Annotated in this window: 19 protein-coding genes; all 19 read right to left on the bottom strand. The window is 36.1% G+C overall.

What is annotated here, in order from left to right:
• Nucleotides 1-77: 77 nt before the first annotated feature.
• Entirely contained in the window at nucleotides 78-434 is a 357-nt protein-coding gene (locus RR45_RS09460) for a hypothetical protein (RefSeq protein ID WP_072353676.1), read from the bottom strand.
• 12 nt (nucleotides 435-446) lie between these two features.
• A complete protein-coding gene (locus tag RR45_RS09455) occupies nucleotides 447-1,715 on the bottom strand; it encodes a C39 family peptidase (RefSeq protein WP_072353675.1) in 1,269 nt (422 codons plus the stop codon).
• 2 nt (nucleotides 1,716-1,717) lie between these two features.
• Nucleotides 1,718-2,230, bottom strand: a complete 513-nt coding sequence (locus RR45_RS09450) for a hypothetical protein (protein ID WP_031366351.1) — start codon at nucleotides 2,228-2,230, stop codon at nucleotides 1,718-1,720.
• 10 nt (nucleotides 2,231-2,240) lie between these two features.
• Nucleotides 2,241-3,572 (bottom strand): NlpC/P60 family protein, encoded by a 1,332-nt coding sequence (locus RR45_RS11660; RefSeq protein ID WP_072353674.1) that lies wholly within the window; start codon nucleotides 3,570-3,572, stop codon nucleotides 2,241-2,243.
• 107 nt (nucleotides 3,573-3,679) lie between these two features.
• The gene (locus tag RR45_RS11540; protein ID WP_072353673.1) at nucleotides 3,680-4,804 is read right to left on the bottom strand and encodes a glucosaminidase domain-containing protein; all 1,125 of its coding nucleotides are present in this window, start codon (nucleotides 4,802-4,804) and stop codon (nucleotides 3,680-3,682) included.
• Nucleotides 4,805-5,045: 241 nt separating this feature from the next.
• Nucleotides 5,046-6,863, bottom strand: coding sequence for a rhamnan synthesis F family protein (locus RR45_RS09435; protein ID WP_031366353.1), 1,818 nt, complete (start codon nucleotides 6,861-6,863; stop codon nucleotides 5,046-5,048).
• A gap of 178 nt (nucleotides 6,864-7,041) precedes the next feature.
• A complete protein-coding gene (locus RR45_RS09430; RefSeq protein ID WP_031366354.1) occupies nucleotides 7,042-7,959 on the bottom strand; it encodes a glycosyltransferase family 2 protein in 918 nt (305 codons plus the stop codon).
• 76 nt (nucleotides 7,960-8,035) lie between these two features.
• A complete protein-coding gene (locus RR45_RS09425; protein ID WP_031366355.1) occupies nucleotides 8,036-9,529 on the bottom strand; it encodes a glycosyltransferase family protein in 1,494 nt (497 codons plus the stop codon).
• A 94-nt stretch (nucleotides 9,530-9,623) separates the two neighbouring features.
• Nucleotides 9,624-11,294, bottom strand: coding sequence for a rhamnan synthesis F family protein (locus tag RR45_RS09420; protein ID WP_072353672.1), 1,671 nt, complete (start codon nucleotides 11,292-11,294; stop codon nucleotides 9,624-9,626).
• On the bottom strand, nucleotides 11,291-13,078 hold the full coding sequence (locus RR45_RS09415) for an LTA synthase family protein (RefSeq protein ID WP_084463502.1): 1,788 nt from the start codon (nucleotides 13,076-13,078) through the stop codon (nucleotides 11,291-11,293). The genes RR45_RS09420 and RR45_RS09415 overlap by 4 nt, the downstream gene beginning before the upstream one ends.
• Entirely contained in the window at nucleotides 13,047-14,555 is a 1,509-nt protein-coding gene (locus RR45_RS09410) for a glycosyltransferase family protein (RefSeq protein ID WP_031366358.1), read from the bottom strand. The genes RR45_RS09415 and RR45_RS09410 overlap by 32 nt, the downstream gene beginning before the upstream one ends.
• The gene (locus RR45_RS09405) at nucleotides 14,545-15,576 is read right to left on the bottom strand and encodes an acyltransferase family protein (RefSeq protein ID WP_031366359.1); all 1,032 of its coding nucleotides are present in this window, start codon (nucleotides 15,574-15,576) and stop codon (nucleotides 14,545-14,547) included. Before RR45_RS09405 ends, RR45_RS09410 begins: the two co-directional genes overlap by 11 nt.
• A complete protein-coding gene (locus RR45_RS09400; RefSeq protein ID WP_031366360.1) occupies nucleotides 15,569-16,402 on the bottom strand; it encodes an NAD-dependent epimerase/dehydratase family protein in 834 nt (277 codons plus the stop codon). Before RR45_RS09400 ends, RR45_RS09405 begins: the two co-directional genes overlap by 8 nt.
• Nucleotides 16,403-16,429: 27 nt before the next feature.
• Nucleotides 16,430-18,352: a rhamnan synthesis F family protein gene (locus tag RR45_RS09395; RefSeq protein ID WP_072353671.1), complete on the bottom strand. Its 1,923-nt coding sequence runs from the start codon at nucleotides 18,350-18,352 to the stop codon at nucleotides 16,430-16,432.
• Nucleotides 18,349-19,731, bottom strand: a complete 1,383-nt coding sequence (locus tag RR45_RS09390) for a glycosyltransferase (protein ID WP_031366362.1) — start codon at nucleotides 19,729-19,731, stop codon at nucleotides 18,349-18,351. Before RR45_RS09390 ends, RR45_RS09395 begins: the two co-directional genes overlap by 4 nt.
• 11 nt (nucleotides 19,732-19,742) lie before the next feature.
• Complete coding sequence (locus RR45_RS09385) at nucleotides 19,743-20,975, bottom strand: ABC transporter ATP-binding protein (RefSeq protein WP_084463500.1); 1,233 nt, start codon at nucleotides 20,973-20,975, stop codon at nucleotides 19,743-19,745.
• A 12-nt stretch (nucleotides 20,976-20,987) separates the two neighbouring features.
• Nucleotides 20,988-21,797: an ABC transporter permease gene (locus tag RR45_RS09380; protein WP_031366364.1), complete on the bottom strand. Its 810-nt coding sequence runs from the start codon at nucleotides 21,795-21,797 to the stop codon at nucleotides 20,988-20,990.
• Nucleotides 21,798-22,012: 215 nt separating this feature from the next.
• Nucleotides 22,013-22,954, bottom strand: a complete 942-nt coding sequence (locus RR45_RS09375; protein ID WP_031366365.1) for a glycosyltransferase family 2 protein — start codon at nucleotides 22,952-22,954, stop codon at nucleotides 22,013-22,015.
• Nucleotides 22,944-24,086 carry a beta 1-4 rhamnosyltransferase Cps2T gene (gene cps2T / locus RR45_RS09370; RefSeq protein WP_031366366.1) on the bottom strand — a complete coding sequence of 381 codons (1,143 nt, stop codon included), beginning with the start codon at nucleotides 24,084-24,086 and terminating at the stop codon, nucleotides 22,944-22,946. The genes RR45_RS09375 and cps2T overlap by 11 nt, the downstream gene beginning before the upstream one ends.
• Between the last annotated feature and the right edge of the window lie 262 nt (nucleotides 24,087-24,348).

Genomic DNA, 24,348 nt, shown 5'->3' with positions numbered 1-24,348 from the left:
ACCTCTTTTCATACGTTTTTAGAGGTGCCCTCAACTTTTTCAGTCTATTATAATGGTTTGAAATGACTCAATACTATTTAAAGCTTATCTTGCACATACTGAACAAAATCCAACTTCTCTTTTTTAGCTTCTTTCCAATACTTCAAAAGTTGTTCATCTGAAATACTTGAGGAATCAATACCTGCATGATAGAGTTTTAATCTTGCCTGAGTTAAATCAGAACCTTGAACATCTGATGTTTTAACTGTTTCGCTAGATGAAGAGTTTGATTCTGAAGGCGTGGGGAACTCTGAAGTTTTTGATGTACTCGACTGTTCAATCATACTCGTTGATTTTGACGAGGATTTACCAGAAGATGCGTCATCTTTTTTTGCGCCACAGGCGACCAAAATACTACTCGCTAAAATCATGCCTATTACGATTATCTTTTTCATCTTGCTTATCCTCTATTTAATGACAAAAACGGGTACACCAGCATCCCAATCCATTGGATCTCTTGAAAGTTTACCCCATAGAAATGAGATATCTTGCCAACCATTAATGAATTGTCGATCATATGGGTCTAGTACTTCCGTTTTCCCACCACTATTACCAAAAGAGACAACCGCATGTCCAATTCCGACATTTACCAACCAGATAAGCGGATAGCCTTCTCTCAGTCTCTGCTCAGCAACTGCCTGTGACGAGACAACCTCTACTGAGTGACCATAAGAGTTTGCTGTCGCAATAATATCTTTGCCTGAGGCACCAAATGCCCAGCTACTGTAGCCATCCATACGCGCTGCGACATCGGCAGGCGTCAAATTCATACCATAACTGCCACTTAAAATCATGGCAAGACTTGTTGGGACACAGCCTGATGGCCCAATGGTAGATGAATTAAATCTATTGCCTGACCAACGTGAATCCTTTTGAGAATAATAGTTGGGCTTGCCAATTTGAGGACGAGAATTGATAATCTGCTGATATAACGCTTGAAGGGCTGCATCCTCTGAACTTTCTGGTCTAACACCACTGCCATACCAAGAAATTCCTTCATTTCTCCAACCTGCACGAAGTAAAACATTTTGTTCGTTACCATTCAAGGTATAATTGTGGCTTCCAGATTGAGCATTTGGATTATATGCCCTATAAAGTTCGAGAGATTGATTCTGGTCTGAATACCAGCCGATGCCTTCATAACGCCAACCACGTGAAATTAAATCATTTTTCTCATGTCCATTTAACGTGTAATGATGATCCCCTGCATTAGGATTATATAAGCGATAAACAGGAACACCTGACACTGGTGCATGCCAACCAACACCTTCATAGTGCCATTTTGCCTTGATGACTTCTCTCGCCTCATAGGCACTCGCAGTATAAAAATGCTCGCCGCTATTTGGATTATAGAGTCGATACATGGCCTGAGTTTTAATGACCGAAGTAGCCAAGGTAGCTGTCGTCGTTTTCAATGTTTCTTTTGGTATTTCCGGCGTTATCGTTGCTGTATTAGAGGTACTGTCTTGCGATGTTAATGTAGTTTCTGAGCTACTTGATGAACCAGAAGTTAAATCTTCAGTGCTACTTGATGAGCTGGAAACCAATGTAGTTTCTGTACTACTTGAAGAACTAGATACTTCTTCTGAAGGGCTTGTGGTTGTTTCACCTTGTACAATCACAGGACATAATGCCAAGAGGACAGCAAACAACAGATACTGGAATTTTTTTGTCATAGTTATTCTTTCTCAAAAGTAATTTGTGATAAGAAGTCAGATGCCAACTCCGCTTGAGAAGTTACTGGATACAATTGGTTATCCTTAACTGTCAAATAAGAAGAAATCCCATCTTCAGTTTGCACAAGATATCCCTCACGATCCTTACCAACTTTCACAATTTTCGAGGTCACTGTCGTCACATCATTTCCAGTTGTTAACTGTGTGCTTGTAATTTCAAAGTAATCGTTATTAAGGTGATTAACCCACTTACCCAGATAGTCTGATGGTAGACCTGCTACCTCTGATGTAATGACCGGCTGCTTTTCACCAATTACAATTTCTGATGAAGCTGGTGCTGAGGTTGAAGAAGCTTCTGTCGTTGTCTCTGATGTGCTTTTGGATGATGCTTGAGACTTACTTTTTTTTTGTATCGTGCTTGTGTGTTTTTTACCTTCTGTTTTATCAGCTTGTTTACCGCAAGAGGTCAATAACAGAACACCTAGTAAAATTACGGTGACATTGATTAGTTTCATTCTCGTCTCCTTATTGCACAATTCTTCTCACAACATTGTTTTGAATTTGTTCCCATGTCTTATACGTATATTCATGCTTTCCGTCAGCAGGATCTCTCGAAATGACATCCGACATCCTAGAAACTCCAACACCTCCATAATAGCCAGTCACTGTAACATTGGGTTGCGCTTGCCCACCATAAACAGTTGAGAACTTAGCATTTGGTGACGAATGAATGAAATAACCACCACCCAAATAAAGTCCTACATGACCTATATTACTCATCATGAAAATATCGCCACGCTTCATTGAAGCAAAACTAACAGCCCTTCCAACCTTCGCCTGCGTCCAAGTTGTCGTTGCAGACTGCACACCTAACACGCTTTGAGAAACCCCTGCTTGCTGATACATCCAGTAAGTGAAGGATGAACAGTCAAACTGATTCGCTGCGATTGATTCCGATGTTCGGCCGCCACCCAAGACATAGGGTGAATTCCCAACTTTAGTCATACCAGATGAGATGGCCTTTTCAATAGTGGCATTGCCTGATGTCAAAGTACCATCAGTCTTAAGTTGATAGGTATTGCCACGGTCTGTTACCGTTTTATTGGCTTGCATATTACCATTGCTATCAAAATAGTAAATTTGACCTGAAATCCATTGGAAGCCAGTTTGCCAGTTTTTATTTTGGTCTGTATGTTTTTTTTGACCATCTACTGTATACCAAGTGTTAGGTCGATAGGTCTGACCCAGTTGGACATCCTGATTATCTAATGGTTCAATGTTACTGCCAAACCAGGCAGTGCCCTCATCTCTCCAACCCGCTTTAATAAGTAGCGCTTGTTCTAATCCATTTGTCGTATAATTATGGCTACCAGCTTGCGCATTAGGATTATAGGCGCGCAAAAGTTTAACCGTTTGGGCATCATCTGAGTACCAGCCAATGCCCTCATAACGCCACCCTACTTTAGTCAGCATATCTTTTTCAGCTGCAAGTGTTGTAAAGTGATGATCCCCAGCATTTGGGTTATAAAGACGGTAAACTGGAGTACTAGATTTCTCAGGCGCAAACCAGCCAACACCTTCATAATACCAGCCAGCCAAAATGAGATTTTTAGCTTCTCCAGCATTTGCTGTATAAAAATGTTCCCCACTATTCGGGTTATACAGACGATACATTGCCTGGGTTGTCACTTGTACCGTTGCTCTTAAGATTCTCTGAGGCTTTTGGCTAGATGGTTCAGTCGCATCATTCTGTTCTTGTAATTCATTTTTAGGGGCTGATGAACCATTAGGTGTTTCCGAATCTATACTAGGAGACTGAACTTCACTTGAAGCGGAGACTCGAGCCTCATCTGACACTACTGGTGTCGGTATATCATCTTGTGCCGCAACATGTTGAGATAAAATAACAGTGGAGAGAAAAACTACTCCTAAAATCTTTTTTTCATTCCAATTCCTTCCATATCCTAATCTAATGCTTGAAGATTATAGTATTCAATCGTATTAATAATACTTTGCGTATACTTTATATCAGTCGCCCATGATAAGGGAATATTATCACCAAGCGCAGTCGCAGCATCCTTATAATTCTTTGCCTGCGGTCGTCTAGCATCTGCATAACCACTTTGCGAAAGAACAGCAACGTAGTTCGCAAGACTCTCTTGTTGCGAGCCATATTGGCGGAATGAAGCAATAATCCAATAATAGTCACCTCTTTTAAGTGTTAAATTTTGGACTGGACCACCTTTTTGAGCATCTGCTTGTGTTCTATACCCTGAATACGTTCCATCATTTCTTGCTTGTTCTGCAGTTACAGCATTATAGACCGCTCCTGTCCAGCTTCCCTTTTTAAGCCCAAACAAGTTATTAGCTCTGACAGTCAGGCCACTTTCTCCCCATCCACTTTCAATAATGGCCTGAGCCACCATGACAGATGGAAAGACGCGCCCCTCTGTAGCTAATGGGATTGAGGATTTAACCGTCTGATACAGCCAATTTCGGCGTGAAATTGAATTTATCCTCTCAAATCGTACCTCATCAATCCCTTTATAACCATTTGACAGCTCCTTCAAAATCGAATCTTTGTTATCGGCTGGTGCCGTATTACTGCCATACCAAGCAAGCCCCTCATCACGCCAACCGGCTCTGACAATGCTTAATTGTTCACCATAATTTGTTGTATAGTTGTGACTACCAGATTTTGCGTTAGGATTATAGGCACGATAAAGTTTCACTGAATTTTGAACATCAGAATACCAACCGATACCTTCATAGCGCCAACCAACATTGACAAGCATATCTCTTTCGCTAGCATTCAAAGTATAATGATGATCACCTACATTGGGATTGTAAAGTCTATAGACAGGAACACCTGTCGTTGGTGCATTCCAACCAACCATCTCATATTTCCAGCCAGCATTGATAATATTTTTAGCCTCTACAAAATTAGCCGTATAAAAATGCTCGCCACTATTAGGGTTATATAGTCTATACATAGCATTTGTCGTATCAGCTAATACACTAGATGATGTGAAAATTCCAACAAGTACAAAAAGGACTATGAAAGCTTTATATCTAATATTTTTTCTCATATTTTTATTTTAGCATAAATAATAGATAAGCTTTAACATTTTGATACAAAATGATAGCCAAGTATCTCATTTATAAATAGCAATGGATATATTAAACTATTATTCCTCTTCATCTATTTTTCATGAAAAATACTCTCTACTTCAAACTAAGCTACATATTAACCAAAAATAGACTCCAATTTTAAGAGCCTATTGTCATATCGTTCATCAGATAGAATCACCTTCATACCTTAAAACTAGATCATCGTTTAATTTTAGCTTTCAGCCGCCATAGAACGTGCTTTATTAGATACTTACTTGCTCTAAAAGCATATTTAGGGGTTGATAATAATAAATTAACACTTCTTTTTTGACCGATTCTTGTATATAATCCCTTATCCTTATCAAAAACACTTATTGCTTCTACTTTTAACATATTGTTTTGTGCGACATTTGAGATGAACCCATTTGTGAGAGCTTTGTTTTTAGAAATACGATAATCATATCCATTTGCCCAAGCAACATAAACCAATAATCTTTCAAATGCATGTAAAATTGATGTATACGGAAGTGGCTCCATTGGTACATCTGGCGTGATATCTAATGCCAACAGATTAGCAAGAGCCTTAGGTCGATACCATACCATTGTACCGTATGCCATAACTGTCGTACTACTTTCTTGCAAAGTAACCTGCTTCGAATAACCTAGCTGTTGCCAAATTTTTTCCTTAAATGGTGCTAGCTCACGCTCACCGATGTAAGAAGGGCCATAATTAAAGTTAAAAGTTGTTGGAACATCGTTGATAACGATTCCCAAATCTGGATTTGCAGAAAATTCAGAGAAAATTGTTTGCGCAGGTTTGATTAACATGTCACTAATATCATTTCGCCATGATTCACCGACAATCCAATCATTATCTAGTGACTTTTTCGTATGAAAATGACCAACCACATCATAATTTGAAAGCGTTTCGGATAGGCTCATCCATGGCAAAACGTCTCTTCCTTTTTTAAATCCCGAAATGATTTGTTTAACTTGTGGAATCGCCATTGCTTCGAGTTCCTGCTTTTTCTCTTCGGTGTCCGTCGTCAAGTATAGCTCATATTGACCAACAAACTGGTCAAAATTAGCTACAAATTCTTGAACTAAATCTGGATAGAAAGCATGCAGATGAATCCCAATCCGTAAATCAGGAGCAGTAGCTGTCGATTCTTCAGGTAAATCAAGTACTTTATAAGAAATTAAATATGGTCGATCTGGATAATCATAAACCGACATATGATTTGCAACGAGTGTGAAGGGATAAGCAGAGGTTTGGAGCAGTTTATTGACCAATAATGGGGTTTGAGGATGCGTCGACCAAATCATAAAGGCCTTGACTTTAAGAAATGGAATTTTTCTTTGGATTAAAATCGGTAGATTAAAAACAGAAAAATCATGAGTCAACATATTTTGCCATGGCATTTCCCGCGTATCAAACAATACGTCAGATTTAAAACCAGCATCTTCAAAATGTTTTGTCATGGCTGTCTCATAGCGGATTATCACCTGTACAACATCATCCAATTGCTCAACAATACCAAAGAAATTTTTAAATGCCGAGTCTGTGATTACCTGATGTTTAAATGTCACAAAATAAGATTGAATATGGTCTGGCAAACGAACTGAATGACTATTTTCAGGTTTAACAGTGTGAGCGCGATTGTTAGTAATACCCCAGAAGTCAACCTGTTTTTTCCCAGAAAATGCATCAAATGTCGACTCAAAATCCCAAAACGGACCAAAACAAGTATCATTCATAATCGTCAGATTATCAAAAGTCGCAAGTTTATCATAGCCATACTTCTCAATGCCTTCTGACCAAGCACTAAAATCATAGCCACTATTTTCTCTCTGCAAAAACTGATCGTATAATCCTTTTTCTGAAAGTTTCTCCAAATCGGAAGCTTCCAGTCTACTATTTGAAATCAGATAAATTTCTTGATAAATTGGTCGTATGGCTTCAAGTTGAAATATGACATGATCACTCAACCTATCAAATTTATTGTAATGTACATAGAATAAAATGTTATTTGACACGGTTTTCTCTCCTAAATCTCCATTACGTCTCTGCTCGTTATCTAATTTATAACGACATTTTTTAACGTATTTATTTCTTCTTCAAAATCATCCAAGTTAATGCTATCTATTAATATACCAATAAAAGGATACTGCTCATTGAGAGTCCTATTCCTTGAACTTTATTTTCTATTCAGAATTACTTCATTTCTTTAATAATATAGCTTGGTCTTTTTTTTGTTTCTAAATAAATTTTACCGATATACTGTCCAATAATTCCCAAAGCAAATAATTGCATGCCACCAACTAGCAAAACAATGCTTACAAGGCTTGGCCATCCTGACACAGGATCGCCGTATACAATAGTTCTTATAACAATAACAATGATAAAAATTACTGCTGCCAAACTAGATAAAATTCCTGAATAAGTTGCTATTTGTAACGGAGCATTTGAAAAATTGATAATACCTTCAATTGAATATTTTAATAGTCCCCAGAAAGACCATGATGTTTCTCCTGCTACCCGTTGACGATTTTTATATTCCAGATATTTAGTCTTGTAACCTACCCAACTAAAAATTCCCTTTGAAAAACGATTATATTCTTTTAACTCTAAAATTGACGCTACAACTTGCCGTGTCATTAATCTGAAATCTCTTGCACCATCTATCATCTCAGTCGAAGAAATTTTATTAATCATCAAATAAAATAGACGCGCAAAAAAACTTCTTATTGCTGGCTCTCCATCTCGTGTTACTCGTCTTGTCCCGACAACATCATATTCTCCTGTTAAAAGTAAGCTATACATCTCTTCTAACAATTCTGGTGGATCCTGTAAATCAGCATCCATAACAGCAACAAAATCACCTTTAGATTGCTCTAAACCCGCTAAGAGTGCTGCTTCTTTACCAAAATTTCTAGAGAAATCAATATAGTGAACATTTTGGTGATCTTGATGTAACGATTTTAAAACCTGCAATGTATTGTCTTTGGAACCATCATTGACAAAAATATATTCAAACTCAAGTCCTATTTTTTGACTAACTTTTTCAATTTCATTAAAAAATAACGGAATTGCCTTCTCTTCATTATAAGCTGGTACAACAATTGATATCATAAAACTCCTCCTTGTATTTAAGTCAAGACTACTCATTCTATAGACTACTTTACATTTACTCAACATTGTTTCTATTTCAAGATAATCCCTTCTTCTGATTTTTGGATTTAGGTAAGATACTTAGCCCCACAATCATAGGCCAAAAAGAAATTAAATATCTACTTCGCCCAAATTCAAACAACATGAAGTATAAAAACATGCCAAATACAGTAATCAAAATATACATGGATACTCTATCCAATTCAATATTACTAATCGAAATATTAATCAGAACTAGCAACGAGTTCAATATTATCACTAGATAAGTTAACTGTAGCAAAAGTGAATATTTTAGATGAGTTTTATCAATTGGAAAAATATATTTTCTGACTTTTTCGCCTATATGTGAGTCAATAAAACTTTTAGTTATCTTGTTTCTTACTAAATTTTTTTCATTAATAACACGCTCAGCTTGCCAGCCAAAATCACCGGCTTCATATCCAAGTCTAAATTTATTTAGAGCAATTTTAACATTATAATTTTTAAATCTATTTCTCAGATCTTTTTTGACAACTTCATTAATTTTTGATGATGGCAAACCATATTGAAGAACCTCACTTGGTAATTCAAAATGGTTGGAACCAGTCGATGTCAGACCAAGATCCAAATAATAAAGTAAAGTTTTTGTTTGATTCTCAGTATAAGGGATAACTTTTTTAGATTTTACATAATTAGTAGTAAAATTGGCGACACTAAACCCTAAAATGATGATAACGATAGATAGAATCTTCTTACTTGATATATGTCTAAAATTTGGTCTATTTTTGATAAAATTCAATAATACTGCTATAACTAATCCTATAATGAAAATCAAACTCGTAATTCTAATTTGCGAACCGATGCTAATGATAATCCCAAAAAATAGCGACTCATAAAGATTGAGCCTAGTATGTAATATTTTAATACTAAAACAAAAAATTAGGCTTGCTGTAAAAAGTGATAAATAATCAGTATATGTAGAGATAAACGTTGGGTTTATACCCAAAGTTAATAGTAAAAAAACAAAAGATTTATGGGAAGCACTTTTGGATATATAGATTGAAAAGTGCAACGGAACAAATAGTATCACTAAATCAAGCAACAAAATATTAATCAATTCTTGAACGAGAATAGCATACTGAGGACTAACAATTGAAATAATTGCCTTAACATATAAACCGTAAAAATAATTATTAGTAAACGCTGAAAAGTATTCTGGTGAACCTATTCCTTGGACATTTTCAAATATACCTGTTGTATCAGCACCCGCCTGTGCACTTGCTAACAAAACAAACACTACTTGACATATGGCTAAAAATATTATAATCAGATATCTTCTCTTATAAAGCAATTCAAAAATGTTGAACCTCTTTATTCTTGATATGCCATAGCAAACAAGGAAGATAATAAGTATCGCTATAGTCATCCAATTAATTCTTATATAAGTTATAATATCTACCAAATAATTAATCGCGTAAACTGTCCAACTGAAAAATAAAACACCACAAATAATCGCTATAATTTTTAAAAATATATGAATGGGCTTTCTCACTAAATTTCACCTTTAATTTTCTATTCAATCCACATTTTCAAAATAACAAGGTCCCACAATTACTAGTTTATTTGTTCTGAACATCTAAATCTCCTTAGGATTTAATCTTCTTAACAATACTTTTAAGCCATCTAATGGGATAGCCTATCAATCGTCTAGCCGTACTTGGCTTTAACGGAAGTATGACAGGCTCTTCTACTGTTAGGGGGGATTGACTTTCAAACTTACGCTTAACTTCAAATCCCGTAAGTAAATGAGGTTGTGAAATTCTAAAGTCAAAACCATTCGCCCATGCAACATAAGTCAGTAAATTCGAAAAACTATGTGTGATTGCTTCCGCAGCTGAAGGATCTTGTGCCACTAATGCACTCAAATTTATTGACAAGATTTTTTCTAGTGCTTCTGGTCGATACCAAAAACTTGCGGTTGCACTTTTAACATAAATATCCTGCTTTTTAAGATTTTTTTCATTATGCGGATAAATCATATTCCACAATTGTGCCATATAAGGCCACATAGAATCCTCATCAATCGACTCAGTTCGTATTGATACCGTAAGATCCGAAACAACTAGGCCAACTTTTTTGTTTGTTGTGGCATAAGCGACTATTTTTTTCGCTGGCTTTAACAAGCTGTCAATAGCATCGCTAAAGGACGCCACCTCAAAATGTCCAGCAATTTGATAGCCTACTAATCTATCCTGTATTTTTTGCCAGGCCAATATAGGGTTTAAGCCACGATCGACCAGGATAACCTCCTTGACTTTTTCACCAAAGGTAGCTACCACCTCTCCTAGTGATGTCGTTAAATAGAGATCATAATCTCCTAAATACTGATTAAAACTTGATAAAAATGACTCGATTTCATCTACACAAGAAATATGTAAATGTATCCCGACCCTTGTTCTACTTCCTTTTAAACTACTAAAATCGAGTGTTTTTTGGGGAAGTAAGTAATCTCTATCTGGATAATCTACAAAAGTCATGTGATCAACAATTAGATGAGATGGATAATCTGAACTCGACACAATTTCGTCAAAAATTGTACTAATCTCCGGTTTTTCTGCGTTATGAATGAAGGCTTTTATTTTAACAAATGGTACCCGATACGCAAGCAATTTCTTTATACCAAAGATAGAAAAATCAGAGTTCTGCATGTCTGAAATATCTTCCGACACCGTATCAAACTGAACACCGTACTTAAATCCCTCTTGAATAAAATAATCCGTCACTGCCGTTTCGTAATTTAAAATCACTTGGTTAACATCATCGTAGCTTTGAACATTTTCCCAAAAATATTGAAAACTAGGATGCGCAACAACTCGTTGTTGAAAAGCAATAAAATAAGACTGAATATGTTCTTTTAAGGGGCGTAATTGACCTCCAATATCAGCTGAATGTGCACGATTATTCGTGATCCCCCAGAAATCACTCTCTGAGCTGTCCATCCGATCAACAACTGGTGCAAAATCGAAAATAGGACCAAAAGTGGTATCATTCATAATTGTAACGGAATCAAATTCTTTTAGTTCATCAAATCCGACCATTTTCATCCCATCAGCCCAAGCTGCGAAATCAAATCCTTTATTATTTCTTTGCAAAAAATTATCATACGATAGCTTGTCAAGTGATACTTGATCTAGATGAGAGTTTGAAATCAAAATGATTTTACTATAAATAGTTCTCAAAGCTTGCAGTTGAAAAATAACATGCGTTGACAGGCTATCTTCTTTGTTAAAATGGACGTATAGCAAAAGTCGATTCATTCTTTTTTACCTTCAATTATTTGTTTGATATAAAACTTAGAGCGTTGCTCAAGTTGTTTTTTAGTTTCACTATAACCATATTTTTCAATCATTGTTTTCTGACCGGAAAACAAATTGACTCCCAATCCAAGTTGCTCCTCTTGGCTATTAATTTTACCACCTATTGCCGCTAAAGTCGTGGGGAACATATCCATATTTGAAAATTGACGATTTTTATCAAATGTTGTTGTCAGTCCTGTATTCAAAAATAGATTAAAAACAGTACGTGTATAATTTTTATCTAGTGATTTGACATATCCTTGATCCATGGTTAAATGATCACCTGTCACGACAATTGTCGTATTATCATACCAACTTTGCTCTTGACACCATCTAATAAACTCTGCAACCATAGCACTTGAATGGAAAACGACGTTCTTATATTGCATATCAGTAACTTCTTCTTCATCACCATAAACATAGCCATCAGGAAAATGTGTATCCGAAGTTAATAACGAAAAATTGAAAAGCTTATCTTCTTGTGCAATATCGGTCAGCATATTTTCGGCAAATTCAAATAGTTTTCTATCTTCAAATCCCCAATTTTCAGCGTAGTCCTCGGGCAACCAACCGTTTTGAATCGCTTGTGGCCAACCTGTAATTTGATAATCCCCATGTTGTTCCAGATAGGATGCACGACCACCAAAATTCGGCGTTGAACCCATCAAAAAATAATTCGTATAGCCATTTTGCTTAAGTATTTCACCAAGACTGGTCAAACCTGGTAGCATATTAGCAATCTGGGTGCCAGAAAAATCACCATTAAGCTGATCTTGTGTATAGTTTCCTCCAAATTTTAAAGGTAGACCTGCTGTTTGTGCAATAATCCCTGCTACTGTGTAATCCATCCCAGGCAACTGTCGCTGTCCCCCATATAACGCTGTATTCGAAAAATTAATTGCACTCGGATCAACATCCATCAAGGGTTGAAGAAGATTCACGGACTGATCTCCCCCCTGATCACGATCTGCGAAAGATGTTTCCAGAGACTCAACAAAAATATAAATTAAATTTCTTTTTTGATTTGGAAAAGAAATGTTCACTTTCTTTGTATTAACCATATTTTCTTCAATAAACGTTGAATCTGAAAAATAGTTAGCAATTTTTGACCAACCAAAGTGGCTTAGCGCATAGAATGATGAGAAAAATAACATCAGAACAATAACCAAGACTTTTAATAGCCGACTAAGCCAGACAGATAGTACAAATTTTTTTACTTTTAAAAATAGATGCCCTGAAAAATAGGATACACCAGCAAATGCTAGTGATGGAGTTAAAACACCCGCTATGAAAGTATAAACGTTTGTTGTATCAGTTCCTTCAGCATTGGCAAGCGTGTAAACTATCTGATCTAGATTCACATCACCAAAACTTTTAATCAACCAATGTACACCAAGTATCAAAATACTTGCCACAAAAACTGTCCACGAAAATAATAAAGGATAAACTTTAACTCGAAAATTTAATTTAACAAGAAGGCTTCTACTCCAAAAGATTAAAAGTACGATAATCGACAAATAAAGGAGATAATGTATTTTCCCTGTAGTTTGAGGGTTGAGCGGTGTGAAAAGAAATAAGGTCGCACATGCCAAACTATTGATAACTGTTGATAAAAAGACTGACATGCCAAATCGTGTTAACCACTTTTGTCGACCTGTGATATCTGGTAGCATGTACAATAAAATGGAGGCAAAATACACGACTACCGCAAATTTAATCAGATTTAGTCCAATATTTAGATTCACTATTCTCCTCCTTTGCTTGGTAACCAAAAGAACTCATTAAACTTAGAACTGGTAAAAATGAAATAAGATAACGACTTCTCCCCGCTTCAAACAGCATCAAATACATAAAAGCACCTAAAATCGCAAGTGCTAAAAATAATTGAACCATTGAAAAATTATTACCCTTTATAACACTAAAAAGTTGATAAATTATGCCATATATTATTGCAATCCATATTATTTGTAGGAAGAAATCCAAGTTAGCAAAGTTGTTGCCTTGAAAAAATAGGTAGGACCTGATTTTTTGACCAAATTTAGAATCAATAAATTTTGAAGTTACCTTATTTTTTTGAAATTTGAGAACGCTCAAAGGCTGTTCAATCCGCCACCCTAAATTTCCTTCTTGAAAAGCAATCTTAAATTTAGTGACTGCTTGTTTAAGTGAATAATGCTTTAACCTTGCTTTGATATCCTTGGCAATTAATGGTTCAACCACTTCATCAGGGTTATTTTGGTCAAGTGCTTCAGGTGGTAATTCTATATGTGCTGCACCTGTAGATGTCAAACCTAAATCAAAAAAGTAAGCCAAATTTTTATCATAGCCACTTTTGTAAGTCAAAATGTCAGTCTTTTTAATCACGCTCATTACGCCAGTAAATATGACCAATCCAATTGCAATCGTCAGCAAGCCCTTTATTACTTTATCTGTTATCTGTTTGTCAGAGCTCAACATTACTCTCAGTAATAGTGCGAAAGCTAACGCGATAGCATATATCATAATTGTTGGCCGAATCAAATAACCAAGACCAATAAAAATGGCAAGACTTATATAATCCTTTAATTTAACATTGCCAACAATTATTTTTATAGAAGTAATACATACAAAAGTAGCTGTAAAATAAGACCAGTAGTCTGTGTAAGTTGACAAAAACTGTGGATGAAGCCCAATAAGTGAAACAGATAAGATAAAATAGATAGCAGCTATCTGACGATCAAAATTTTTTTCAATATTTTTAGAAAATGCAACAATACTAATATCTAAAATAAAAATATTAATCAACTCTTGGACCAATACCAGGTATTTCATACCAACTAAATGGTAAAGCCCTTTAACATATAAGCCGTATAATAGATTGTTGGGGTTAGCCGAAAAATAATTACTGGCATCTTGCCCTCTAATATTGCCGATAATAGCCGTTGTATCTCCATAGACTAAAACGCTATTTGACAAAATAATCACTAGTTGATAAATCAACAATGCAAGAATAGTCAGATAGCGATAACGATACACTAGTGCTACTGCCTTTTTTAAAAAATTCTGAGCTGTTTGACTAATGAGTAAGAAAATAGTCAAAAATACCAATATATAACCATATGTATTCAGCGTATCAATTAATGTTGCGCCGTAACCAACTGAGACAATTGCCCATAAAATCGAAATAAATAAAAGTAAGCGGTAGCCAAACTTTACACTCAAACCTCCAATTTTATTTAACATTTAATATCATCCTTTCCAAACGATAAACTAATACAGAAATTGGAAAAATTATACTCAGACACAAGACAAACAGAATGTATGAATCTAACTTCCCAACCATCAATAAATCAAAATGCTTAACTACTTGATTTATAACAAAATGATGTATCAAAAAAATGGGATAGGCATACTTAACCAGCCATGTGACGCATCTTTTGATGCTCTTTTGTTCCAAATATTTTGCTACGTTTGTCAAAATTACAAATACAGCAACACTTACGATTGCCATCATAATTTTTGAGGGAACATCTCCAAATTTACCAAAGGAAACGACGATAAGTACAAAGACCGATAGCCCTATTGAAACGATATTATTTAGTGCCTTAGCATATTTTTGTAAAAACATACCAAATACAAAAACTGGGATTAATCCAATCGTCAGTTGAACTAACGTCCAAATCTTATTTTCAGGGTACTGAACAGATTGAACGACCAGAAAAATAATGCTTGATATGAGCAGTGTCAGTCCCGTTTGTTTTTCAAAGCAAACTTTTAATAACGGAAAAACTAAATACACCATCATAATCATGCCCAAAAACCATTCCCCAACTAACATAAATGATGGAAAACCAGCAGTTTGCATGAGGGAATCAAAGCCAAAAATCGTTGAGAGACCCCATTTCAAAGAGATGCCATCATGACTAAAGCCTTTGTTCATCCAAAAATTGTAAAGAAAAGCTAATGCATAAGCAATATAAAACATCGGTAAAATATTAAGTAGTCTTTTTTTAGAAAAATTAGCTAAATTGAGTTTTTGATTTGCATAAACATAGTACATACTTGCCCCAGAGATGAGTAAAAATAAGCCTACACCCAGATCTCCTATGTAGATATTAAAAGGAAACGCCGTCAATACAACTTTATCTAGTTGTACAGGTCCATTAAAACCTATAAAATTCGCATTATAGTGAGTGATTAAAATTAATATAACCGCAATTGCTCGTATTAAATCTAGGGTATATAATCTTTCTTTTTTAATCATAATTCTCCATAATATCCTTAATCTTAGTTGCATCAGCCCAAATACCTGGACTGTCATACGGACGATCAGGAAAGACGCCGTATAAAAGTTTGATAGACCAGTCATTTGATTGAATATACCATTCAACTTGTTCGGCTAAAGATTTGGCTTGACCAGTTGCGACATTTATCACGCCTGTTACTTCGTTTTGAGTACTTGCTGCAACAATCATTTTCGCCAAATCTTTGACATGGATAAAATCATATAAATTTTTACCCGTTGTAAACGGAAAAGTTTCATCACCATTTTTAGCTGCTCTTGTCAGCTTTGAAAAGATTGATGACCCATATTCATCATCCCCAAAAATATAATAGGCACGTAACCAATACAGATTAAAATCTAGCTCCTTGCTCGCTAATATCAATGATTCTCGCATTGCATTTTTAGCAATACCGTACTGAGATTGAGGACTAGTTGGTGTATTTTCATCTACAGCACCTTCATGATAACCAACCTCATGCATCGACCCCATGACTGCGACATTTTTTCCACCTGATTTGACATAATTTCTTACAAACTCAATATGTGCTGACAAATTTTTCATATGCTGCTCAGAATTGTGAATAAAACCATCTCTCCAAGCTAAATGAATCAAAACATCTGGCTCCCCCAGTGATTGGAAGAGATTTTCATGAGTAGCAAAAAGATCTAGGTTTTTCTTTATCGCTTTGTCAGATATATTTTTTAGATCCATGTCGATCGCGATAACTTCGTGACCTTTGGACAAGGCTTCATCAACGACATGCGCGCCAATATATCCCCCTGCCCCAGTTACTACAACCCTCATTACAAGCTCCTTTTATCCTCTAATTTACTATTTAGCTACAGTTTTTTTCAAAATTGTTTTGATCTTTCTCCGTAAATTACGACCATTCCATCTATTATTATCAATAATTTGATTTAGCTCAGAAATTTTAGTTTGGTAAGCAGCAACTTGAGTCTGGTAATCCATCAACTGATTCTTAACTTCATTAATTTGAAAAAGTTTCCCTGATAGATTTCCTGAGTCCGAAATATTTTTGAAAACACCAATTCCCTGCGTTACTTTTCTCAGGTAATAAGATAAATTCAAGTATTCAATAGCTGCATAACGATCATTCATAATTGTTTGTGTATAATAACCAGCATCTTGTGCTAAAAATGGATAGCTTCGCTCAATCGCGTGGCTGATTGTACCGTCTACTGGCAAAGGTTCCCCAGGAAAATCGTCAATCTGCCAATCTTGTTGGAACAACTTTTCCATAGCAGACGGTCTGAACCAAAATACAGATCCAATTGGTGCTATAGGATGATGGTCTTCTGCTATTGGCACGTGAACACCCAGTTTATCTAGTAATGCTTGGGTGTTCGAACTATTTTTGGGATCTGGTGTCCAATCTTTTTCAACTGTCCAAAAATAATCACCATGATTAGGCGCAGGTGCTACAGCAAGTCCTAATTTTTGATTTTCTTCAAAAAGCGCAATTACATTGGATACATAGGCACTTGATCCATGAATATTTTCATAGCATTTATGAGCAAAGCTATAACCGGATGTCTCACTACCTAGTTGTAGTGTTTTTTTATCATGTGTAAAACAAACGAGATCATAATCCCCACTTGTAATAATCGACTTAGCCCCTACTAAAAGTGCCGAAACATCGCGACCTCGGTTATCAACATCAATAATCGTCAATTTTTGTTGGAAATCATTTTTTCTTTCAGTAACTTTTTGTTTTACACTTGATTGACTTGTCGTGATATAAATATCAGTCGTTGCTGGGAAAAAATGGGCATATGTCAAAAATTCATCTACCATGTCTTCAAAATAAAGATGGATAATCAAAGCAATTTTTGACTGACTTTCAAGTAAACTTGTCTCATTCTTACTTAAAATAGATACATTTGCCATATTTTTATGAATTAAATCATAATGATAATAAGGCAAAATAGCCTCTGCAAGTAAATCAAGTGGGTAATCTGTGTGTGTTTTGATATAATCAAATAGTTCAGGACTCTGTTCTCCTGCACCCACAACTAAAGCTCTGTCAAGTATATTAAAGGCTGCTCGTTTTTTAAAAATTGGGCATCTCATTTGTTCAACAAGCTGTTTTGGTAAATCGTAAAGTGGCATCTGTGAATGTGGATAAACATTATCTGAGTCAACGGATACTCCCCATTGATAACCTAAATCACTGAAGTATTTAGTAAAGACTGCTTCATACATCCCAACACTGGTATCGTAATCTGCAATGTATGGTAAATCATGCCAAAAGTCTCGCCAATCTTTTGACAAAAACATAGATTTTCTGATTGCGATCCAATGCGATTGAATATGCTCATAATATTTATCGTATTTCGACTTTTTAAGCAAGGTCTCGTTTAAGCCAATCTCACCAACTTTTGTTAATCCCCAAAAATCCAACTCTTGCGATGCCATTTTATCAAACGTCTCTTTAAAAGGATAAAGAGGTCCCATAATCGTGTTATTTAGTAAAATGATTTCATCAAACTGTGGCAGTTCATCATCTAATTGTGCTAAACCAAATTTATAAGCACCAACATCTAGTTCATCATTATCCCTAAGGTAAACTTCTCCAAATTGCGCAAGCTTTGTTTGATTCGCTTCATCCAGCTGACCATTCACAACAATTAATAGTCGATCAATATTTTTCACCAAATCTGACAAAAAGTAGGAAACATAGTCATGAACAATGCCCTTGCTGTCAAAAAAGAAATAGATTGCTACTCGTTTCATAATTTTCCTCGTAAAAAAACTTTACCAACTATCGAATTCTTCACTTGATTGATGGTCGTTTCTTGCTGTTTGATGATTGCCAGACGTTCATCTAGCGTTTCTGATTGTTTCTTAATCATCTTCAAACGTTCATCAAGCACTTTTGATTGTTCTTGAATAATCTCCAAACGTTCATCAAGTAATTTTGACTGTTCTTGTATCGTCTCTAAACGATCTGAAAGGCCTTCTCCACTCGAGATAGACATTGCTTTTAAATGATGTAAGAAAGCACTTGGGTTTTCTTTTGCGCTTTCAATAGCTAGCTTAAGATTTCGAGTGATTGTTTCAAGCTTTTGTTCCTCAATCACACGCACTGATAATTGTATAGAGGCATCTTTATACGTTTGAAAGTCTTTTAAAATATACGCTATTTTAGAAACTGCTTCATTAATATTTCCTGTTTGATAGTGATGTTTTTCATCTAAATAACCTAATTTAACCATTTGACTAGCAGTTTGATTCGTTGCTGAGATTGTTACAATCCCAAATTTCAAAGCTTCAACAAGTGTTAAGCTGAAAGTTTCCATTGTTGAGGGGTTGACAAAAATATCATTCTTACGCACATTTGACCAGTTTTTAGAAAAATCATTGAGGAAAAACACATTTTTAATGTCATTGTCTCGGACATATTGTTGACATTTATCCCCATAATCACTCTCCGATTTCCCTGTAAAAACGAGCTCCAACTCTGGAAAATCGACTTGTAATTTTTGAAAAATCTCAATCAATTCCAGGTTATTTTTTCTTTCCGTAAAGGCATTAACATTGATTAACCGAGGAGCTAGCTCGTCTTTTTGAATGACTTGTCCATTAGCATCAGAAAAAGGGTAAAAGTAGCTTACTTTTTCTTGATCATTAATTAAGTGACCAATTTTTTCCGATAAATCCTGATTTGCCGTCAAAATTCCATTTGAGGTTTGACTAATAAAATCATATTTAGCCTTTGTATACGCAAATTCTCCCTCAGGATACTCATGGATTAACCAAAAATGTGGCCGTTGGGTAAGAGCGGCAGCATACGCCAAATGTGGGATGTTAGCTGTAGCTGTTACTGCGACATCATAATGATTTGTCTCAATAATTTTAGTAATTTCTGTTATCGCTAGAAAATCTGGAAGTCCTAACTCATGATTCATCCACCAGTTATACTCTAGAAAAAAATACTGGATTTTATACTCTGTCAAAAAAGACTTGAATTTTTGCGTTAAGGCACGTTTATCAGAGTAAATATACCCCACTTCATAACCTTGATCCACTAAATATTTCATCTGCCATTTAGTCGCCATGTCAGCACCGTTTAATACACCGCCGCCAGGTGATTGAAAAAGTATTTTTGTCATGAAAACCTCATCTAGTCAATAAATTGACCCTTTTCTACCAATAGCGGTCCAGATATGCCATCTTCGTTTCTAACGAAAAAGCGTGGTCCACGATCAATAAAGATATAACCAATTTGCTTAAAGTCACCAACGACATCGGTCCCCGTAAAGACAGAGCCCACAACCATAAAATCACGATTATTAAACGCCGTTAATGGTAATTCATAAACTCTTTTAACAACACCTTTTTTAGTTGACCAAGGTGTAAAAATATTTTGTTGCACAGCACCGTCGTCAATGATAGAAAATTGTCCACCACTTGTTAAATCAATAATTGAAAACCCAAATCCTGTCGGCATATCAACAATTGTCTCATAGATAATTTCAAACTTCAAAATGTCATCTCTACTGAGAACATCTTTTGATAATAGATTTATCTCAACTCGAGGTACTTCAGCATTTGTCCCAGGTAAGTACTCAGCTTTTGCAACATCTCCAGATAATTTATGGTGATCTGTGACTTCAAAATTTGCTGCACGATATTTGGCTGCAACGACGCTAGGTTCTCCGTCAGCGATAACTTCACCATCTTTAATCATAATGGCTTTATTACAATATTTTTGAACAGCACCCATATCATGTGTCACAAGAATAGTCGTTTTCCCAGACTTTCTTCTTTCCATGAAATAATCGTTACACTTTCTTTGAAATGCTTCATCTCCGACCGCTAAAACCTCGTCGAGTACCAAAACATCACCTTGTGCTTTAATTGCGACCGAAAAAGCCAACCGAACTTGCATACCTGAAGAATAGTTCTTTAATTTTTGGTTCATAAATTCGCTTAATTCAGCGAAATCAACAATATCATCATACATGGCGTCAATTTCCTCGACAGAAAAGCCAAGCATTGCTCCATTCAAATAAACGTTTTCTTTACCTGTCAATTCCGGGTTAAAGCCCACACCAAGCTCTATAAATGAAACAAGCTTACCATTAACCGATACCTGACCTTTTTCTGGCATGTAAATTTGCGAAATAATTTTAAGCAATGTTGATTTACCAGAACCATTACGACCAACGATCCCAAAGAAATCCCCTTCTTCAACTTCAAATGAAATATCTTTTAAAACATGCTGTTCTGTATATCCCTTGATCCCTTTAAGTCTATTCACAAGTGTCGTTCGTAAACTAGAAGAACTCTCCGTTGGCAATTTAAAAGTCTTTGAGACGTGGTCAATTTTGACTGCGATATTTTTTTTTGTCATTTTTTCCACCTCCTAGATGATTTCAGCAAATTTACTTGATTGCTTATTGAAAAAAGTAAGACCTAGCATAAATATAATTGGCGACAGAACATATGGTATCCAAGCCACTGACATTGGCACAATCTGCCAAGTTGTAATATTTACTGGATCAATCAGGGTATATCTTAAATCTTGAACTATTTGAGCCATAGGATTTAACATCAAAATACGGGCATACCATGTAACTCTCGTGCCATTTGTGAATAACATCGTCACGGGATAAATAATCGGCGTTGCATACATAAAAGCCTGCAAAAAGACTTCCCAAACAGGACCTAAATCTCTATATTTTACAAATAATGTTGCCAGGAAGAAAGCAATCCCTACAGATAACAATATTAACTCTATCGTCAAAAAAGGTAAAAATAAAATTTTCGGTGTAAACCAGACACCATTTATCAGCGCAAAAGCCAAGACAACAATCAAATTGATTCCAAAGTTGATTAGCGCATTAGCAGTCACTGAAAAAATGATGATTGGTTTTGAAAATGAAATTTTTCTCATCAAGTCTCCCCTAGAGACAATTGATATCATCCCCATATTAGTGACCTCAGAGAAAAAATTCCACACTGTCATCCCTAAAAGCAACGCAACAGCGAAGTGAGGAACTCCAGCACCAAATCTTAGAAACCTTACAAAAACTACATACATCACTAAAAATAGCAGCACAGGCTTTAAAATTGACCATAGATAACCTATTGCTGATCCTTGATAACGCAATTTAAAGTCTGTTTTAATTAATTCTTTTAATAGAATTTTATTTTTTTTATCAAAAAAGTTCATAACTCCCTCTTTCTTATAGCTTGTTTTTTTGATACACTTTTACGTCTACTCATTCAATTATAAATAGCTTTAAAGATATATCTTCTGTTTATTGATAGCACGACGCAATGANCTATCGATATAACCTAGGTTATATCGATAGCAAAGAAATACTCACAAAGTTACGGACGTTCATAAATCGCATAACTTGTCCAATCGCTTATTCAATCTTTTTCCTAGCGACTAGTTTTCGACAGTCCTAGTTTTGTCACAACCAATATCCGAAAAACGACTGTATGGAATAATCTATTTTTCTTAAAGTGATACTTCTTAATCATTTTAATCCGATTGCTAAAGGTTTGATTCAAGAGACCTTCGTATTTTTCGATTAATTCTCTCTTGTCATCAGATAAATCTGGCTGATTTAATAGCAATCGCGCTTGATTTTGACTATTGAGAATCAAATCCCAGTATTTATGGATAGCTTGCATCGGTTTTAGCCACTTTTGAAGTCGTTTCCTCAGTGTCCGTGCACCCAAGACATTATTCTCATGCTGCCGATAAAGCTCACCCGGTTGATCAATATAGACAAGTTCACCTGTTGCTGTCGTAAGTAATGCCAAGTACCAGTCATGCATGATAAGCTGCTCCGTACTATGCCATCTGCTCGCCAAAGCATGGTTGATCATAGCTACACCACCGGTGACTGTGTTTTCAGTTAACTCTGGTAGTAAGGTCGTATTGGCATGATGACTTTGACTTCGAATCATCGAAGGTTGTGTCACAACTAAATTTTCATCCACGACGGACAAATCCATGTAAACCATTAAGGGTTTAGCTTGATCATGTTTTGCTGCCTCATCTAGCATGGTTGCCATTTTGTTGGGCAACCAAACATCATCCTGATCACTGAAAAAATAATAATCAGCGATTTCAAACTTAAGCAGCGTGAAAAAATTTTTGATCACACCGAAATTTTCTCGATTATCTGCATTAATAAACTTGATGCGCTTATCTGTTGCCGCAAATTGTGTGATGATTTGAGGTGTGTCATCTGTCGAACCATCATCTCGGATCAACAACTGCCAGTCTGTAAAGGTCTGCTTTTGAATACTCTCAATCTGCTCAGCCAGGAACTTAGCCCCGTTATAAGTCGAGAGGACAATATTAACTTTCATTCAAAAATAACCTCTCATACTGCGCCACAATCCGCTCCCAAGTATATTTTTCAGCAATAATCGTCCGCGCACGCACCGCCAACTGTTCAATTTCAGACACCTCAAGCTTTTCAGCTTGTGCCAGCAACGCCGTTAAACTATCCAGCTGCCAAAATAGAGCAGAATCCAGGGCAACATTGCGATTAAAACTCACATTATAGACTAAATTCAAATCCGTAGCATTCATCGCCTCAAGTAGACCAGGATTTGTCCCGCCTACTGCATGACCATGAATATAAGCAAAGGCTTGCTGTCGAATCGCAAGTAGCGTTTCTTTATCGTAAACGGTCCCGACGAATTTGATGCGCTTATCTTGCTCAAACCCAGTGATGTCACGTAATTTATCAAAGTAAGGATTGCCCTGGTGATTGGTCACAATCACCAAATCACGTGTCGTATCAGATGCCATAAAATTTTGAATGATGGCCTCATAATTATTTTCCGGCACAAACCGCCCAACAACCAGATAGTAGTCCTTTTGTTTGACACCTTGCGCCTCAAACCAAGTCGTATCAATCTTAGAATCACGCGCGACAGGATTCGTCCCATAGGCAATCACAGTCGACGACACATCCCCATACTCAGATTTCAAATAATCCTCAATGCCCTGATTATCCGAAATAATCAAGTCTGCAATCTTAGCCATCTTCTGCTCGGAAAATTTGAGATACATCTGAATCGGCTTAATCCACTTGCTTCGCTTCCACTCAAGACCATCTGGATTAACCAACATCTTCCCGCCAATTTTGTGAATTTTCTTAGCATAATGGCCGATAAAAGCCCCCAAAGTATTCCCTAAAATATAGAAGATAGGGGCCTCAATCTCGTTATCTTTAATATAACTTAAGGCATAGTTTATCGCATCTCGATCATAAAAAATGACATTGGCTGGACCAAAATGTCTAGCCTTGATATCAAACACATCCGCAGTCTTATACTCAGAATGCCTACCAGTCTCACTTTTTGAAAGATTGGCAACATGGTATTTGATCTGATCCGATTGTTGATGACTCACCAGCTCATCAACAAAAGTCTCAAAGCCACCATATTGGGCCGGCAAACCGCGCGATCCAATTATAAACACATGTTGCATTTTTCACCTATTTTCTCAAGATATTCCTTACTATTATAGCACAAATGGCTATACTTGTCATTTTACCAACAAGTTACAAACGTGTCACTACCATTTCCCGCCACGAAAACAGGCACTTCCTTCAAACAGCAAAAGAATACCTTTCAAACTGCTGGGGATGTCAGCCCAGATCATTGTAGCCACGTCAGATAAGTCGTCTAATCCAGCAAAAAAAGCATGCGCACGCGCATACTTTTGGTTCTTTGTCAAATCGTGTGGGAAA

The sequence above is a fragment of the Pseudolactococcus chungangensis CAU 28 = DSM 22330 genome, from assembly GCF_002441885.1.
In the GTDB taxonomy this organism is placed as follows: Bacteria; Bacillota; Bacilli; order Lactobacillales; family Streptococcaceae; genus Pseudolactococcus; species Pseudolactococcus chungangensis.
The sequence above is the reverse complement of the archived record's forward strand: the minus strand, read 5'-3'. Positions and strand labels throughout refer to the sequence as shown.